We start from the raw sequence: 14,766 nt of genomic DNA, 5'->3' as shown, positions 1-14,766 counted from the left end.
GAGATGTGGTGTCAAGATCACTAGCAGAGGCCCGACCCATACCCGCAACCGGCATCAAAGACAGGCTCTTAGAACGGGCAGGCGCTTCTGCCCCCAACATCGTGCTCGGGCTTCCGAGGGTGCGCACCCGCTCAAGCCGTCGGCCGGTACTGGGACGAACCACAGAGGCGCTCCGCCGCAGTCAGCGGACCAGCCCATCTGGACGACGATCGATCATTGGACGATCGTCAAAATAGACACTGACTACCTGATGGACGTCGAGGTTGCGGGGGTCACGTCGTTCAACGTCCTCACAGACGTCATGGTCGTCGTTGCACCCGGCGTCGGCTAGCAGCCATCCGGCGTCAACTTCGGCGGCAGCGGTACAGGGGCGCCAGGCTGGGCTGGGCGGCGATCCAGCTCCATCGTGCGTGTAATGCGTTCAGGTAAGTGTTGCGCCAACGTGTTGGAAGTCAATGCCGGTTGGCGACCTCCTACCTCAAGGCACCAACGAGGAGCCGGATGTCCCCGGAGCTTGTGCTTTCGTGACGCAGTTCGCGTGCTGGGCGGACCTAATTGGTGGAACTCCGTTGCCCGACGCGCAGATCGGCTGATCCGGTCGAGCTGTGGCGGCCAAGTTCACTACTTCTGCCCCGATCGCGGTCCTGTCGTCCTGTGCAAGTGGGTCCAGTGCGCCGGGCGCGATCCCGCGCAGAGACCCATCTGCGACCGATTGAGCTCCGAATGATCGTGGGAAGCTCGAAAAGGGAGATCGGGGTTGGCGAAGCGAACGTGGTCGGGCTGGGCGCTCGACGTGGCGTCGGTCGTCGTGCCCGGTGTCGGCCGCGTCCGCGCACAAAAGATCCCGTTCGCGCTGGCCTGGTCCGAGGCGAACCAGGCGGCCCTCTCCTCGGACAGGCCGCTGTGGGTCGCTCTCGGCGACTCGATGACGCAGGGCATCGGCGCCCGGACCATCACCGGAGGTTGGGTACCGCGCCTCAACACCCGTGTCGGCGGGCGTTTCGCGGTGGTGAACCTGTCGACGTCCGGCGCCCGGGTCGCCGATGTCCTGGGCGACCAGCTCCCACGCATGCTCACGTTGCCTTCCGCTCCGGCTCTGGTGACAGTGCTGATCGGGGCCAACGACATGCTGACCCCTGCCCGCCGCCGCGGTGTCGAGAACCGCTTCGCCGAACTGCTCGACAGGCTTCCCGCCGGGCGTTCGGTGGTCGCCTCGCTCCCGCACGGCAACGCCACGGCGAACGCGGTCAACGCCCTCCTCGACACCGCGGGAGCCCGCGGCCGGATCCAGGTCGCGGATATGCGTGGGCCCGCGTTGGGGCCGCTGCGTGGCAGCCTCGCCGAGGACTGGTTCCACCCGAACGACGTCGGCTACGCCCGGATCGCGGGGATCTTCGAAGCCCCGGTACGGACGGTGGCGTCATTCCGAATCGGCGACTGACACCGCCCGGCGGATCTCTTCCGCCACCCAGGCCATGGTCGTGCGGGCCCGGATGGGGTCATCGGTGAGAAAGTAGTGGTCCACCCCCGGCGTCTGGTCGTACACGACGTCGACTCGAGCCTCGCGCAGCCGGGCCGCGTACCGGTCGCCGTCTTCGCGCAAAGTGTCGTGCTCGCCGGTGAGAACGACGGCGCGCGGCAAGCCGGTCAGATCAGGGGCCAGCAAGGGTGAGGCGTACGGGTGCCGCCGGGCCGCCGGGTCCGGGAAGTACACCCGGCGGACCAGGTCGCGCAGTCCCGGTGAGATCATCCCGCCCGCAGCCGGGTCGGGGTCGCTCGCGAGATCCAGGGCGGGCACCCCGAGCACCTGGAGCGCCGGCCGCCAGGCACCCGCGTCACGGGCCTGCAGGCAGACCGCCGCCGCGAGCCCTCCACCGGAGGAGAATCCACCCACCACGACCCGCGCGCCAGTGGCTACCCAGGCCGCGGCGTCGAAACACTGGTGCTGCGCCACCGGGAACGCGACGTAAGGGCCGCACCGGAAGTCGACGTTGTACACAGTCACCCCGGCGGTGGCGGCTACATATCTGCACCACCAGTCATCCATGGCCGGATACCGCATCAGCCAGGCACCGCCGTGAAAGTGCACGTACGCGCCATCAGGGGTCGGGCACCGCGGCCGGTAGACGTAAACGCGGACCCGGCCATGCCGGGTCGGAACACGGAGGACCTCCGGCGACGGCAGATCGTTCCCCGCGAACCGCAGCGTTTCCCCGTACCGCACGGTCCACCGCGCCGACGCGTGCATGACCATCGCCGCGAGCCTGTCCCTGAACCTCATACAGGTGGTTCGGACCCGGTCCGCCGACGGACGGGTGCCGGCCGCCGCCGCGGCCATGGAGTGAACCGACGACGGCGACGACCGGCGGAACGCTGCCGAATCAGCGTTCCTCACGTCAGGGCCACCTGCCCCCTGACGCAAGACAAAGAGACGCGAAGCTCAGGACACGGGTTCCGATCTCAGGACCTTGTCGATAACGAAGACGGTGGCGTTCCCCTCCGGAACGTTGCCACACAGGATCTTCGCCCCATTGATCGTCATGTTTTCGCCGAAACCGTCGATCTTCACCGGGCCGCCGCTGGCGTCGAGGCTCGACACGGAACCGGCGACCGCGAGCCCTTTGGCGTCGTACCGCTTGCCTATGACGTGGAGGCGCAGAATCGGCTCCGGATCGGTGTCGCCGAGCACCTCGTCAGCGGGAGCGAAGACCGTGACGGCCGTGCCGATCAGACCCGCCGCCCCTGCCGCGGCGAGAAATCGGGACGGTTTCGAAGAACACTTCGGGCCGAAGACATCCGCCTTGGTTGTCGAGCCGTCCGGCGATCCCGTGAGTCCTGCGGCGCCCGCGGGAACGGACCCCGGCGAGAACGACATCCTGCCCGGCGGACCGGCAACCTGCGTAGCGCTGCCACAAGCGGTGAGTGCCGCCGTGGCGGCGACGAGAAGTCCGACGCCGAAGACCCGAACCTTGGTCACAGTCAGGCTCCAGTGATCCAGTTGTGGAGGGTGCCTTTCTCGGTGGAGAAAGGCACCCTCCCTGATGTCCGATTTGGACCGTGACTTATGCCGCCGGCGGCATCAGGACCGAGTCGATGAGGTACACGGTCGCGTTCGCGGTGTGCACGCCACCGCAGATCACGTTGGCGTCGTTGACTTTCAGCGCGTCCTTGGTGCCGGTGACCTTGACGACACCCTTCTCGACCGAGGTCTGGTCGCCGACGATCTTGTCGGGCGCGATCTGGCCGGGAACGACGTGGTAGGTCAGGATCTTCGTGAGGAGCGCGTCGTCGGTCTTGAGCTTCTCGATGGTGGCGGCGTCGATCTTCGCGAACGCGTCGTCGACCGGCGCGAAGACGGTGAACTCGCTGCCGTTGAGCGTCGAAACCAGGTCAACCTTGGGGTTGAGCTTCCCGGAAACCGCCGACACGAGGGTCTTGAGCAGCGGGTTGTTGCTCGCCGCAACGGCGACCGGATCAGCCGACATGCCCGCGACGGAACCCGGGCCACTGGGCACCTTTTCCGCGTAACCCGCACAACCGGGGCCGACGAGGTCCTTGGCCGGGTCCGCCATCGCGCTGGAAGACGGCTGCTGCATGGCAGAGGAAGACGGCGCCGGCGTGCTGGCGGCGTTGTTCGACGCGGTGTCATTGCCGCAAGCCGCGCCCATGAGAGCGAAAGCGGCGAGACCGGCGGCCAAGGTGACGCGGCGAGAACTGCGCTTCATGACAGGTAACTCCTATTAGCTGAGGGAATCGGCCCACAGGGCTGAGTGCGCCTCGACGCTTCCGAGGCGGCGAACATCCTGGATTCGAGACCTGCGCCGGGCCGGATGGGCGGGCTCCGCCATCGAGATCTTTCCGTTACCTTACGAACACGATCGTGGACCCTTCGTCACCACTCGCGGTCCCCGGCGGCAATCCGCCGGGGCCTGGGTGACGAATGCTTCTTGTCACCCACTCCACTTGATCTGCCCGGGAGCAACCGTGCTCACACTTGCGTTGATCGGCCTCGTCGGGGGATTGGTCACGGGCATTTCTCCGTGCATCCTCCCGGTGTTGCCGGTCATTTTCCTCTCCGGCGGCGTGCAGGGTCCGAAGCCGACAGTTCCCAGTGAAGAGAACACGGGCGGCGGCCGTGTCTCGACCGTGGAAGCCCCTGTCGAGACCAAGCCGCCACGCTCACGTCCCTATCTGATCATCTTGGGTCTCGTCGTCAGCTTCACCCTGGTGACCCTGTTCGGATCGCTGCTGCTTTCGGTTCTCGGACTACCACAGGATGTTCTGCGCTGGGCGGGCCTGATCGTCCTGGCACTGATCGGGATCGGGCTCATCGTCCCGAAGTTCGAGCACCTGCTGGAGAAGCCGTTCAGCTGGATCCCGCAGCGACGCCCCGACGCCAACCGCGGCGGCTTCGCCCTCGGCCTCGGGCTCGGCGCGGTCTACGTGCCGTGCGCGGGACCGGTGCTCGCCGCGATCACGGTCGCCGGGTCGACCGGGCAGATCGGCCTCGACACCATCGTGCTCACTTCGACCTTCGCCATCGGCGCCGCGCTCCCCCTGCTGATCTTCGCCCTCGCCGGGCGCCGGGTGGCCGAGCGTGTGAAGGCCTTCCGCAAGCGGCAACGCGGTATTCGGATCACCGCGGGAATCGTGATGATCGCGCTCGCGATCGGGCTGGTGTTCAACCTGCCGCAACTGCTGCAACGGGCCATCCCCGACTACACCAGCGGTTTGCAGAACGACATCAACAACTCCGAGCAGGTCAAGAAGGCGCTCAACCTCGGCGGGCTGGAGAACGACCAGAATAAGGACCTCGACCTCTGCACCGACGGCGCCAAGGAACTCGAAAGCTGCGGGAAAGCACCAGACATCAAGGAAATCCAGCAGTGGTTCAACACGCCCGGCGGCGCCCCGGTCGACCTGGCACAACTTCGCGGCAAGGTGGTCCTGATCGACTTCTGGGCCTACTCCTGCATCAACTGCCAGCGTTCGATTCCGCACGTCACCGCCTGGGACAAGGCCTACCGCGACGCCGGCCTCCAGGTCATCGGCGTCCACTCCCCCGAGTACGCCTTCGAAAAGGAGCCGGGCAACGTCAAAGCCGCCGCGGACAAGTTCGGTATCGGCTACCCGGTCGCCCTCGACAACAACCTGTCAACCTGGACCAACTACCGCAACCGCTTCTGGCCCGCGCACTACCTGATCGACGCCGACGGAACCGTGCGGCACATCAAATTCGGCGAAGGCGACTACCAGACCACGGAAAAGCTCATCCGCGAGCTGCTCACCAAGGCCAACCCGAACGTGCGGCTCCCCGCGGCGACCGGCACCGCCGACGACACCCCGGACACCGCCGCGATCACCCGCGAGACCTACCTCGGCTCGACCAAACGCGTCAATTTCGCCGGAACCGAGGACTACACCGCGGGCGCGAAGACGTTCGCCTACCCCGCAACCCAGCCGCCGGACACCTTCGTGCTCAAGGGTGATTGGACCCTCACCAGCCAGAACATCACCCCCACCCGCGCCGACGGGAAGATCCTGCTCAACTACCGCGCCAAAGAAGTCCGCATGGTCCTGTCAGGCAACGGCACCGTCACCTACACCGCCAAGGGCCAGACCAAGACCATTCAGGTCAACGGCACACCGAACTCGTACCAGCTTCTGTCCACACAGGCCATCGAAGCCGGTTCGCTCGACGTCACCGTCGGCTCGGGCGTCCAGGCCTTCTCCTTCACCTTCGGCTGAGCACAAGAGAAAGCAGAACCATGAGCCTGGAATCCATCACCACGAGCACCTTCACCGCCGAGGTCTTAGAGCAGCGCAAGCCGGTACTGGTCGACTTCTGGGCACCTTGGTGCGGCCCCTGCAAAGCCCTTGCCCCGGTTCTCGCCGAAATCGCCGACGAACACAGCGACAAGGTCACTGTCGTCAAGGTCGACATCGACGACAACCCGGAGATCGCCGGCGACTACGGGATCCTGTCGATACCGACCATGATCCTCTTCGTCGACGGCAAACCCGCCACCACCATCAACGGCGCGGCTTCGAAGGCGAAGATCCTCGGCAAGCTCGCGTCCTGGCTCTAGCCGGATGCTGAGGATTCATTGCACCGACGAGGATCTGTCCCTGCTCTCGGTTTCCGAAACGGCGGAGCCGATGTGGGAGGTATTGGCCAGTCTCCGCCGATTGCGACGGCCGGAAGACGAGCCCTGCTTCGGCCGCCGGCGCACGACGACCCTGACCGCCCTCGACGCCGACGGCGTACGGTTGATGAGCGCCGTCCCTTCCCACGGCTGCCGCCCCGACTTCCTGCCACCTGTTCATCCGACGATGTCCATCGAGGACGGAGTGGGTTCCCTGCTCGCGACGCCGATTCCGGTGTTGCGTTACGGCTGATCCACGACGGGGCCCTGGATGAACTTCAAGCCCTCGGCGAGGCCGTGATCGGCTACTTCAGGAAGCACCTGGAACCGGAAGGGGCTGTCGTCTCCGACGTGATCTCAAGAGAGGCCGCTCGATGCCGCGCCCTGACCGAGGAAGGTAGTGCTTTCGAGGGCTTGAGCGCGAGGACGCTCGGGGCGCCGGGCGAACAGCCCGGCGCCCCGAGCCGCCGCTGTCAGCCGAGGCCGAGAATGGTGCCGTGGTCGTCGTCGCAGTGGTGGTGACCATTGATGTTGAGCAGAAGACCGAGGTTGAGATACAGGCCGAGCCCATGGTGATGGTGGTGGCCAAGGTCGTGATCGGAGACCGTCGTGACGGGGGCGGGCGCCGCCGAGGCCGCGCCCGGGGCGGCGAGCAGGAACCCGAGTGCCGCGGCGGGCAGAGCGGCAATGACGATCATGCGACGACGAATGGTGCTCACGGTGTTTCTCCTTCTCCTCGAACGAACAACGGACACGATCCGCGGGACGGCTCTCCCGGGGTGGATCATGGGTGATTCGTACGACGAGGGGCCCACGACAGGTCGGCGCGCCGGGACCATCCCTGTGAGTGACACTCCCGGAACGCGGCCTCGGCCATCACCTGCCGGAAGTCTGGCCGGGCGAGCAGGACGCCCGCCCGGCCAGGCGGGTGGTGATCAGCCGTTGGCGGCGCTGGTGTTCACGTCGCCGTTGACACCCTTGGGGAAGAAACCGCCGGCTGTGGCCGCCTTCGGCGTCAGATAGACGATGTTGAGCACCTGACCCGGGGAGCGGCTGAAAGCGACACCGTTACCGTCGGTCGGCACGATGTTCGCCCTGCCCTGCCCGTCGACCACGCCCTGGTCCAAATCGGACTTGCCGTCGAGGCTGTCACGGGCGTTGGAGAGTTTGACGCTGGCCTCGCGCAGGTCCCGGCCGAGGAGACCGAGCCCGAGCAGACCGCCGGTGTGCTGGTAGAGCGCGGTGCGGATGTTCGCGGCGTGGTAGGCCTCGACCGCGAGGATCCCGGCGGCGGCTTCGAGGTAGGTCTTGTTGGTGATCAGCGGCGCGGCACCCTTGTAGGCGGTGACGCCGACGTCTTCGAACAAGTATGCCGCCAGCAGGAAGTTCTCCTCGCAGGCGAACGCGTCGAAGCTCTGCCCCTTGTTGACCAGCCCGGCCGCCTGCGCCGCGGCCGTGAAACTGGCCTGCAGATCGATCGCGGGGCGGCTCACCGCCGCGGATCCGAGCGCGGTGCGCAGGAACTCGACGTGGGCCTTCTCGTCGCCGGCGATCTCCTGCGCGTACTGCTTCGCGGCCTTCGTCTTGAACTTCACCGCGCGTCCACCGGTGACACCACCGCGGGTACCGGTCCCGGTCGTCATGGAGTCTGCGAGCCCCTTGCCGGTGACGGCGTGCAGGTAGAACTCGGCTTCGAGATATTCGAGGTTGAGCGCGAAATTGAGTACCGCGCCATCACTGACCCCTTCCGCCTCGGCCGCGGCCGGCCTGGCGGTCCCCGCCGACGCGGAAGGGGCGGCGATCCCGCCGAGCGCACCCGCTCCGACGACGCCAAGGCCCGTCACCCCGGCGGCGCGCAGAAAACGGCGCCGGTCCTGCTGATTCTCCGCACTCCGGTTGATCATCGATGCGGCATAGCGTTTGCCAAACACGTACGGTCTCCTTCCCGCCCGTGTCCTGGCTACGCACGACAACGGGCGTGCCCCGCCCACCGGGTCGCGACCATCGGCGGGCAAGGGTCGACTACGCGGACACTTTGCTTTCGAGTTCGCCGGACGATCAGCTTGGTGCTCTTCCCCACTTCGGCCGGAATTCGCCGGATTCCGACGTCAGAGCGGACCCGATCGTGGCGATAGAACGCGCTTCGCGGATCGATGTGACCACTTACCGCATGCGGCCCCGTTTCGTGGCCGATCGGCCGAAGTTAGGCCGATTCGGTGGTTCCACCAAGCCGCCAGGGCGCCGAGCGCGAAATGACCGCACAAGGGTGTCCACCTGGGGTTCAGGCGGGACGAGCCGTCGTCCGTCGGCACCGATCAGGTGAGGGATTTTTTGTCGCGCGTTTTTCATCGGCGTTACCACCCGCCGTTGCCGCCATCGGGAAATCAAGATCATTGACATGAAGTGGCAAGTGCCTGCTAACGTCCGACGCGCAGTGTCAATCGAGCGGCCTCGCGAAGCCCCGATCGACTCTGGGGGCTCATTATTCGGTGAGGATGACGGTGATGCCCGGAGTGGCCGGGGCCACCGTCACCGAGGATTGCACGTACAACACCAGCGCCAGCGGCGTGAACTTCCACGTCAAGTGCTCCCGCCTGCCCTCGGGAGTCTCGCAATATCGGGCGGTCGCGCAGTGCGGCCACGGCTCCACCACTTATGGAATCTGGAAGACGGTGGCGGAGAGTGTGTACATCGGCTCCGTGGCCGACTGCACGAACCGGGGCAACGTGGCCAAGGGCGGCATCCAGCTCCGCTGATCGTCTCGCCCGAGGAATGCACATGACGGCGGTGTCGCGGATTTCATCCCCGGGACACCGCCATCCTTTCGCTATTCTCCGCCCAGCAGTCCACTCAGCAGAGTGGCTGTGGTGCGCCGGTCATGGGCACCGAGCTTGGCACGTATTCGTGCCATGTGGCGCTCGACGGTCTTCCCGGAAATATGCAGTAGCTCGCCGATTTCGCGGTAGGTATGGCCGTCGACGACGAGGCGTCCGATGTCGCTTTCACGCGGGGTCAAGGAGGGCGGCTCGGCAGGGGCGGGGGCCGCGGTTTCGGCGACGCCGCTCGCCGAGGACGGGAATCGTTTGACCGCGCGCAGCAGAGTCGTCATGGCGGTGCGGTCGGTCGCACGGATCGCGGCCTGCCCGGCCAGCCGGGCGGCATCCCAGCTCAGCCCGGCGCGATAGAGCAGCCCCGCTCCGGCCAGTACCGCGTCGACGTCGATCGCACCGTCCAGGACTGCGAGCCTTGGGCACCCGCGGCGGCGAACGCGGGACCCAGGCGCCCACTCGCGGAGTGTGCGGTGAGCGTCTCGATCGCGTCGTGGACGGCTTGCCGGCCGCCCGATGCGACAGCGGCGTGGAACACGGACCAGTTCAACCAGGCCGACCACAGGGCGGGTCTGCCGAGCCGGGTGAGTAGTTCGAAGGCTCGTTCACGGTGAGCGGCGGCGCGGACCCCCGACACGGGCTCGGTCCAGGGGCTCGGGCCGGCTTCCGGCCCCCTTAACGCACGAACATGCGATCCATCGACCGCCGCACGTGACCAGTCCAGCAGGTTCGCCCCGTGCAGCTCGGCCAGCAGCAGCTCGTGCAGCTGCTGCCACACCCCGCGGCCTCGGTCCAGTCCCGTAGCCGGCGCCAGCATGTCATGCCCGACCCACAGCCCATCTCCTGCGGCACGAACTCCCACGGAATCGCTCACGAAAAGATCGTTCTTCGGCTTCGCTGACCCGATGCCTCCAGCGGTCCAGCGGAACAAGGTACATCTCACAATATCGATAACGATAGTCGTTTTCGTGTAGGTTCGGGTGGTCCGTCCGCCACAGGATCCTGCCGAGCAATCTCGTGTACGCGCTCCTCGCGGGCTGGCCTCTCTCACCGACCGATCCACGAGGAGCCGCAGACCGTGACCACGCCCGCAGACGCTTCGATCGACGCTCTGCCCGTCCTGACCCGCATCTGGGCCGAGCTTCTCGATCTCGGCGACCGGCCGATCGACCAGGACACGACTTTTTTGCGACTGGGTGGCGATTCGGTGCTCGCGGTGCGCATGGCGGCCCTCCTACGCAAGCAACTCGGCGTGGTGCTGGCGCTGTCGGACATCGGGGTCGAAACGACGTTGAACGAGCTGGCCGAGCTGGTGCGCCGACGAGTGGGAGCCGGAGGCACGACCCGCGCGCTGCCCGTCGAACTCCGCAAACGGGCGGATCCGCACGCCGCGTTTCCACTGCGCCCGCTGCAACAGGGCTACTTCGTCGGCCAGCAGGACGGCTGGGAGCTGTCGTACGAGTCCGCGCACTTCTACGTCGACGTCAGGTTGACCGACATCGACGGTGACGAAGCCGAGGACTCGCTCGCCGACGCGCTGCGCAGGCTGGCGGCGCACCAGCCGATGTTGCGCGCCCGTGTCACCACGGAGGGCGAGCAGCACATGCTGTCCCAGGACGCGCCCGGCGCGGTGCCCGTGCCGAGGGTGTACGACCTGCGCGACGCGGCTCCAGGCACCGTCGAGTCCGTCTTGGACAAGGTGCGGGCGGAGATGCGTTCCACCGGACCAGATCCCGTGCGCGGTCCTGGAATCGACGTCCGGCTCAGCCTGCTCCCAGACGGGGACGCGCGTTTGCACACGAGCATGAGCCTGCTGGTGTTCGACGGCTGGTCGTCCACGCTCCTCTTCAGGGAACTGGTAGCGCTGGCGGCGGACTGGAACGCCGTGCTGCCCCCGTTGGGCATGGACTTCGGCGATTACGTGACCTCCGTCGCGGACCTGCCCGGCAGTGACGAGTGGAAGGCCGACCGTTCGTGGTGGTGGTCGCGGCTCGACGCGATGCCCGAGCCGCCCGCGCTGCCGCTGATCCGAGATCCCCGCGAAGTGCGCGCCACGACCATGGAGACCCGGGAAGCCCATCTACCGCCGAGCCGGTGGGCGGCGCTGCGCGACCGGTGCGCGGCACGGGACGTGACGCCGTCCACCGCCTTGTCGACCGCGTTCGCGGTGGTACTCGCTCGGTGGGCCGGGCACCGGCGGATGTTGCTGAATTCTTTGCAGCTCAACCGCTTGCCGCTGCATCCCGACGTGCACCGGGTGGTGGGCGCGTTCTCCGCCACCATGCTGCTGCCCACCGAGCTCACCGAAGGCGCGACGTTCGCCGAACTCGCCTCGGCCGCGCAGAAACGGTTCAGTGAGTATTCGGCGCACAACCTGATCACCGGTGTCGAGGTATCGCGGGAACTGGGCCGCAGGCGTGGCACTCACCGCCCTGTCGCGCCGGTGGTGTTCCAGAGCACTTTGAGCATGGACGCGGCGGTCGGTGAGGCCCACCCCGAGTCCGCGGGACCGCTGGGCGCACTCGACTTCGGCGACTTCCATCACCAGTTGCGGACGCCTCAGGTGGCGTTGGAAGCCCGTGTCTACGAGCTCCGCTCGGAACTGGCGATCGTGTTCTCCCTCGTCGAGGAGTTGTTCGAGACCGAGCAGGTGGACGCGGCGTTCACCGAACTGGTCGAGCTGGTCGGCACCTTGGCCGACGGCGACGGGTGGGACCGGGAGATGGACCTGCCTTCCCCAGCGGAAGCCACCGGTTCGGGGCTGCTGCTCGGCCGTTACGACGACACGGATCGCGCGGTGGCCGAAGGGCCGCTGTCGACGACGTTGGAGGAGATCGTCGCCGAATCGTGGGAGGAGTTGCTGGGCGTGCCGGTGCTGGACCGCTCGGCCCAGTTCTTCGCACTGGGCGGGGATTCCCTCCTGGCGGTGCGGGCGCTGGGCCGGTTGGCCAAAAGTTTCGGGACCCCCGTGCCGGTACGGGAGTTCCTCGACGACCCGACGGTTGCCGGGCTCGCGGCGGCCCTGGCCGCGCACGGAGCGACAGTGTGAGCGGCGTGATCGGTGTCCTCGGCGGCGCGGGCACGGTGGGCCGGGTGGTCGTGGACCGGCTTTCGAGGGCCGGTCACGCGGTGCGGGTCGGCGGCCGTGACCTGGACCGGGCGCGGGCCGTCGCGGGCGCATCCGAGGCATTCGCTGTCGACCTCGGCGAACCGGACGCCCTGACGGCCTTCAGCTCGGGGTGTTCGGTCGTCGTCAACTGCGCGGGTCCCTCGTATCGGGTGCTCGACGTCGTGGCGCGGGCGGCACTGCGCGCGGACGCCGGCTACGTGGACGCGGCCGGGGACGCGGTGGCCCTGGATGCTCTGACCGCCGACGCGCCGCCGGAACTTCAGGCGCTGCCCGCGGTCTTCTCGGCCGGGTTGATGCCCGGCCTGTCCGGGCTGCTGCCGAGGCTGCTGGCCGGAGCCGGACCGATCGGACGGCTCGATATCTACGTCGGCGGTTCGGTCGAGATCAGCAGGCTTTCGGCGGTGGACACGCTGATGACCAGGGGACCGAGGTTCGGGCATGCCCTGGCAGTGTGGCGGGACGGCGCGGTGGTCGGACACTCGCTGACCCCGCTCCGGTCGGTGTCCCTGCCCGGCTTTCAAGGCCGGGTGCATGCATGGCCTTTCCTGTCCACCGAGGCGGTCTCGCTGGCGGCCGCGCTGGGCGTGGCCGAACTGCGTAACTACACCGTCTACGCGACGCAAAACCTGCCGGATGTCCTCGCCGAGGCCTGGGCCGCGGACGGCCCCGTGGAAGAGCACGTGGACGCTGTCGTCGACGCGGCCCGGCGTGACGTGGCCGAATGCGGACGGCACTACGCGGTGTTGGCCCACGCGCGCCCACCGGCGGGCTCCGGCGGCACCAGCCGACGAGTGTTGTTGCGGACGACCGATTCCTACGAGCTCAGCGGCGTGGTCGCGGCGTCGGCCGCCGTGGACCTGCTCGCGGGACGAGTGCCCCCGGGCGCGCACCACGCCGCCGAAGTGCTCGACCCCCATCGAACGGCGGCCGTGCTGGCGGCCGACCCCCTGGTGACGATGCTGGAACTTCCCGAGGTGACCCCACGATGAGCCCCGAACCGATCATCACCGACGCCACCGGCGCCGAAGGGTATGCGGTCAACGCCCAGTACTACGACTTGATCTTCCCCACCGCGCAACGCGACGCCCTTCGGTCGGCCTTGACGACACTGCTCGTGGACGTCCGGCGTGTCGTGGAAATCGGCTCCGGGACGGGTCAGTTCACCGAGACCCTGCTGGCGAACCTGCCTGAAGACGGTGAGGTGTACGCCATCGAACCCGCCGCGGTGATGCGCGCGGCCCTGACCACCAGGCTGGCGGCCCTGGACGTGCCACCGGTGACGGTGCTGCCCGAAGACGCGCTGCGAGCAGAGGTCGATGGGAACGTGGACGCGGTGGTACTGCTGAACGTTCTGACGCACTTCTCGCCCGCGGATCGCCGGGCTCTGTGGGCCCGCTGGATTCCGCGGCTCTCCCCTGGTGGTCTCGTCGTGGTGGACGTGCCGATGCCGCAGGCCGCGGTGGCCGTACCCGCGAGCACGATCCCGGGACGTGTCTTGGGGCGCCGCCGGTACGACACGGTGGCCGAAGCGACCGTGGACGGCGACGGTCTGTTGTGGACGATGACCTATCGGGTACACGAGGGTGACCGGCTGGTGTCGGAGGACGCGGTGTCGTTCCCCTCGTTCGTGGTGTCCGAAGAAATGCTGAACACCGAACTTCTCGGTGCGGGCTGCGAACCGGTGGACGGTCCGCCCGCGGGGGTACTGGTCTGGCGAAAGGGAGAACACTGATGTACGACGTGGTCGTGGTCGGCGGCGGACCGGCCGGACTCAGCGCGGCGCTGGTCTTCGGCAGGCAGCGGCGCTCAGTCCTGGTCGTGGACGGCGGAAAGCCTCGCAACGAGCGCGCTTCCGAAATGCACATGTACCTCAGCCGCGACGGGTTCCCACCGCAGGAGCTACTGGCCATCGGCCGCGAGGAGCTCGCCGCCTACCCGGGTGTAGAGGTGCGGACCGACCTGGTGGTCACCGCCCGTGGCGCCAAAGGGGACTTCGAGCTGGAGCTGGCCGATCGGGGAACGGTGCGGGCGAGGCGGATCGTCCTGGCCACCGGGCAGGTCGACGAGCCCTTCGACATCCCCGGTCTCGCCGAACGGTTCGGGCGCGGCGTGTTCCACTGCCCCTTCTGCCACGGCTGGGAAGTGCGTGACAAGTCGCTGGCGGTGGTGGCCCACGAGCCCGCACAGGCGATGCTCGCGCTCTATCTGGCCGACCGGTTCAGCAAGGACGTGGTGCTGTGCACCGACGGCGCGGCATCGCTTCCCGAGCGGATCACCGTGACCGCGGCCGATCGGGGCGTTCCCGTCGTGGACAAGAAGATCGCGGAAATCACCGGAGCACTCGACGACCTGACGGTCCGCTTCGCCGACGGCGACACCTTGCGCCGGGAAGCGATCTTCCACCGCGCGCCCAGCGGACGGCAGTCGGCCTTGGCCGAGCAGCTGGGCTGCGAGATCCTGCCCGACGGCACGGTCAAGGTCGACGAAACCGGGCTGACCACCGTGCCGGGGGTCGCCGCGGCGGGCGACATGGCGAAACTGCCGGGGATGCCCGACGCCACCACGCTGGTCGCGCTCGGTGCCGCCGACGGGGTCCGGGCCGCGGTCTGGATGGACGGCGATCTCTTCCGGTCCGGGCTCGGCCCCGCCTTCACCTCCTGAG

The 14,766-nt window shown here is 67.7% G+C and carries 15 protein-coding genes and 1 pseudogene; 9 read left to right on the top strand and 7 right to left on the bottom strand.

Going from position 1 to position 14,766, the window contains the following annotated elements; translation table 11 throughout:
* Positions 1-757 precede the first annotated feature (757 nt).
* Positions 758-1,441 carry an SGNH/GDSL hydrolase family protein gene (locus H074_RS12525; RefSeq protein WP_007030410.1) on the top strand — a complete coding sequence of 228 codons (684 nt, stop codon included), beginning with the start codon at positions 758-760 and terminating at the stop codon, positions 1,439-1,441.
* On the opposite strand, the gene H074_RS12520 is transcribed toward H074_RS12525, so the two are convergent.
* From H074_RS12520 to H074_RS12510, 3 genes are all read right to left on the bottom strand, one after another.
* Positions 1,421-2,254, bottom strand: coding sequence for an alpha/beta hydrolase fold domain-containing protein (locus H074_RS12520; RefSeq protein ID WP_007030409.1), 834 nt, complete (start codon positions 2,252-2,254; stop codon positions 1,421-1,423). The two genes, H074_RS12525 and H074_RS12520, sit on opposite strands and share 21 nt — an antisense overlap.
* 186 nt (positions 2,255-2,440) lie before the next feature.
* On the bottom strand, positions 2,441-2,977 hold the full coding sequence (locus H074_RS12515) for a fasciclin domain-containing protein (protein ID WP_007030408.1): 537 nt from the start codon (positions 2,975-2,977) through the stop codon (positions 2,441-2,443).
* Between the two features lie 85 nt (positions 2,978-3,062).
* Complete coding sequence (locus H074_RS12510) at positions 3,063-3,725, bottom strand: fasciclin domain-containing protein (protein ID WP_007030407.1); 663 nt, start codon at positions 3,723-3,725, stop codon at positions 3,063-3,065.
* A gap of 208 nt (positions 3,726-3,933) precedes the next feature.
* Here H074_RS12510 and H074_RS12505 point away from each other — a divergent pair, with 208 nt between their 5' ends.
* Genes H074_RS12505 through H074_RS12495 form a run of 3 tightly spaced genes read left to right on the top strand, consistent with a single transcriptional unit; the run spans position 3,934 to position 6,399 of the window.
* Positions 3,934-5,748 (top strand): cytochrome c biogenesis protein DipZ, encoded by a 1,815-nt coding sequence (locus tag H074_RS12505; protein WP_338022434.1) that lies wholly within the window; start codon positions 3,934-3,936, stop codon positions 5,746-5,748.
* Between the two features lie 20 nt (positions 5,749-5,768).
* On the top strand, positions 5,769-6,089 hold the full coding sequence (gene trxA / locus H074_RS12500; RefSeq protein WP_007030405.1) for a thioredoxin: 321 nt from the start codon (positions 5,769-5,771) through the stop codon (positions 6,087-6,089).
* 4 nt (positions 6,090-6,093) lie between these two features.
* Complete coding sequence (locus tag H074_RS12495) at positions 6,094-6,399, top strand: hypothetical protein (protein ID WP_007030404.1); 306 nt, start codon at positions 6,094-6,096, stop codon at positions 6,397-6,399.
* Positions 6,400-6,619: 220 nt separating this feature from the next.
* On the opposite strand, the gene H074_RS12490 is transcribed toward H074_RS12495, so the two are convergent.
* Together H074_RS12490 and H074_RS12485 are read right to left on the bottom strand one after the other, a co-directional pair.
* Positions 6,620-6,865 carry a hypothetical protein gene (locus tag H074_RS12490; protein WP_007030403.1) on the bottom strand — a complete coding sequence of 82 codons (246 nt, stop codon included), beginning with the start codon at positions 6,863-6,865 and terminating at the stop codon, positions 6,620-6,622.
* A gap of 216 nt (positions 6,866-7,081) precedes the next feature.
* The gene (locus H074_RS12485; RefSeq protein ID WP_007030402.1) at positions 7,082-8,077 is read right to left on the bottom strand and encodes a ferritin-like domain-containing protein; all 996 of its coding nucleotides are present in this window, start codon (positions 8,075-8,077) and stop codon (positions 7,082-7,084) included.
* A 573-nt stretch (positions 8,078-8,650) separates the two neighbouring features.
* Between H074_RS12485 and H074_RS40225 the strand changes: the two genes are divergently transcribed.
* On the top strand, positions 8,651-8,902 hold the full coding sequence (locus tag H074_RS40225) for a hypothetical protein (protein WP_007030401.1): 252 nt from the start codon (positions 8,651-8,653) through the stop codon (positions 8,900-8,902).
* A 71-nt stretch (positions 8,903-8,973) separates the two neighbouring features.
* Here the strand turns inward: H074_RS40225 and H074_RS12480 are convergent, their stop codons facing one another.
* Together H074_RS12480 and H074_RS41520 are read right to left on the bottom strand one after the other, a co-directional pair.
* Positions 8,974-9,255: a response regulator transcription factor gene (locus tag H074_RS12480; protein WP_007030400.1), complete on the bottom strand. Its 282-nt coding sequence runs from the start codon at positions 9,253-9,255 to the stop codon at positions 8,974-8,976.
* Between the two features lie 348 nt (positions 9,256-9,603).
* Positions 9,604-9,835, bottom strand: a pseudogene (locus H074_RS41520) (IS5/IS1182 family transposase); the annotation flags it as partial.
* Between the two features lie 217 nt (positions 9,836-10,052).
* Between H074_RS41520 and H074_RS12470 the strand changes: the two are divergent.
* The 4 genes from H074_RS12470 to H074_RS12455 are packed head-to-tail and all read left to right on the top strand — an operon-like array spanning position 10,053 to position 14,765.
* A complete protein-coding gene (locus H074_RS12470) occupies positions 10,053-12,023 on the top strand; it encodes a phosphopantetheine-binding protein (RefSeq protein WP_007030398.1) in 1,971 nt (656 codons plus the stop codon).
* A complete protein-coding gene (locus H074_RS12465) occupies positions 12,020-13,093 on the top strand; it encodes a saccharopine dehydrogenase NADP-binding domain-containing protein (protein WP_007030397.1) in 1,074 nt (357 codons plus the stop codon). Before H074_RS12470 ends, H074_RS12465 begins: the two co-directional genes overlap by 4 nt.
* On the top strand, positions 13,090-13,836 hold the full coding sequence (locus H074_RS12460) for a class I SAM-dependent methyltransferase (protein WP_007030396.1): 747 nt from the start codon (positions 13,090-13,092) through the stop codon (positions 13,834-13,836). Before H074_RS12465 ends, H074_RS12460 begins: the two co-directional genes overlap by 4 nt.
* Positions 13,836-14,765 carry an NAD(P)/FAD-dependent oxidoreductase gene (locus tag H074_RS12455; RefSeq protein ID WP_007030395.1) on the top strand — a complete coding sequence of 310 codons (930 nt, stop codon included), beginning with the start codon at positions 13,836-13,838 and terminating at the stop codon, positions 14,763-14,765. Before H074_RS12460 ends, H074_RS12455 begins: the two co-directional genes overlap by 1 nt.
* Position 14,766 lies beyond the last annotated feature (1 nt).

Source organism: Amycolatopsis decaplanina DSM 44594, assembly GCF_000342005.1.
Classification (GTDB): domain Bacteria; phylum Actinomycetota; class Actinomycetes; order Mycobacteriales; family Pseudonocardiaceae; genus Amycolatopsis; species Amycolatopsis decaplanina.
The sequence above is the reverse complement of the archived record's forward strand: the minus strand, read 5'-3'. Positions and strand labels throughout refer to the sequence as shown.

Bases quoted from the DNA above. Each gene is read 5' to 3' on its own strand.
- H074_RS12520 (WP_007030409.1), bottom strand. From the start codon at position 2,254: ATGGTCATGCACGCGTCGGCGCGGTGGACCGTGCGGTACGGGGAAACG.
- H074_RS40225 (WP_007030401.1), top strand. From the start codon at position 8,651: ATGCCCGGAGTGGCCGGGGCCACCGTCACCGAGGATTGCACGTACAAC.
- H074_RS12510 (WP_007030407.1), bottom strand. From the start codon at position 3,725: ATGAAGCGCAGTTCTCGCCGCGTCACCTTGGCCGCCGGTCTCGCCGCT.
- H074_RS12495 (WP_007030404.1), top strand. From the start codon at position 6,094: ATGCTGAGGATTCATTGCACCGACGAGGATCTGTCCCTGCTCTCGGTT.
- trxA (WP_007030405.1), top strand. From the start codon at position 5,769: ATGAGCCTGGAATCCATCACCACGAGCACCTTCACCGCCGAGGTCTTA.
- H074_RS12455 (WP_007030395.1), top strand. From the start codon at position 13,836: ATGTACGACGTGGTCGTGGTCGGCGGCGGACCGGCCGGACTCAGCGCG.
- H074_RS12480 (WP_007030400.1), bottom strand. From the start codon at position 9,255: ATGACGACTCTGCTGCGCGCGGTCAAACGATTCCCGTCCTCGGCGAGC.
- H074_RS12460 (WP_007030396.1), top strand. From the start codon at position 13,090: ATGAGCCCCGAACCGATCATCACCGACGCCACCGGCGCCGAAGGGTAT.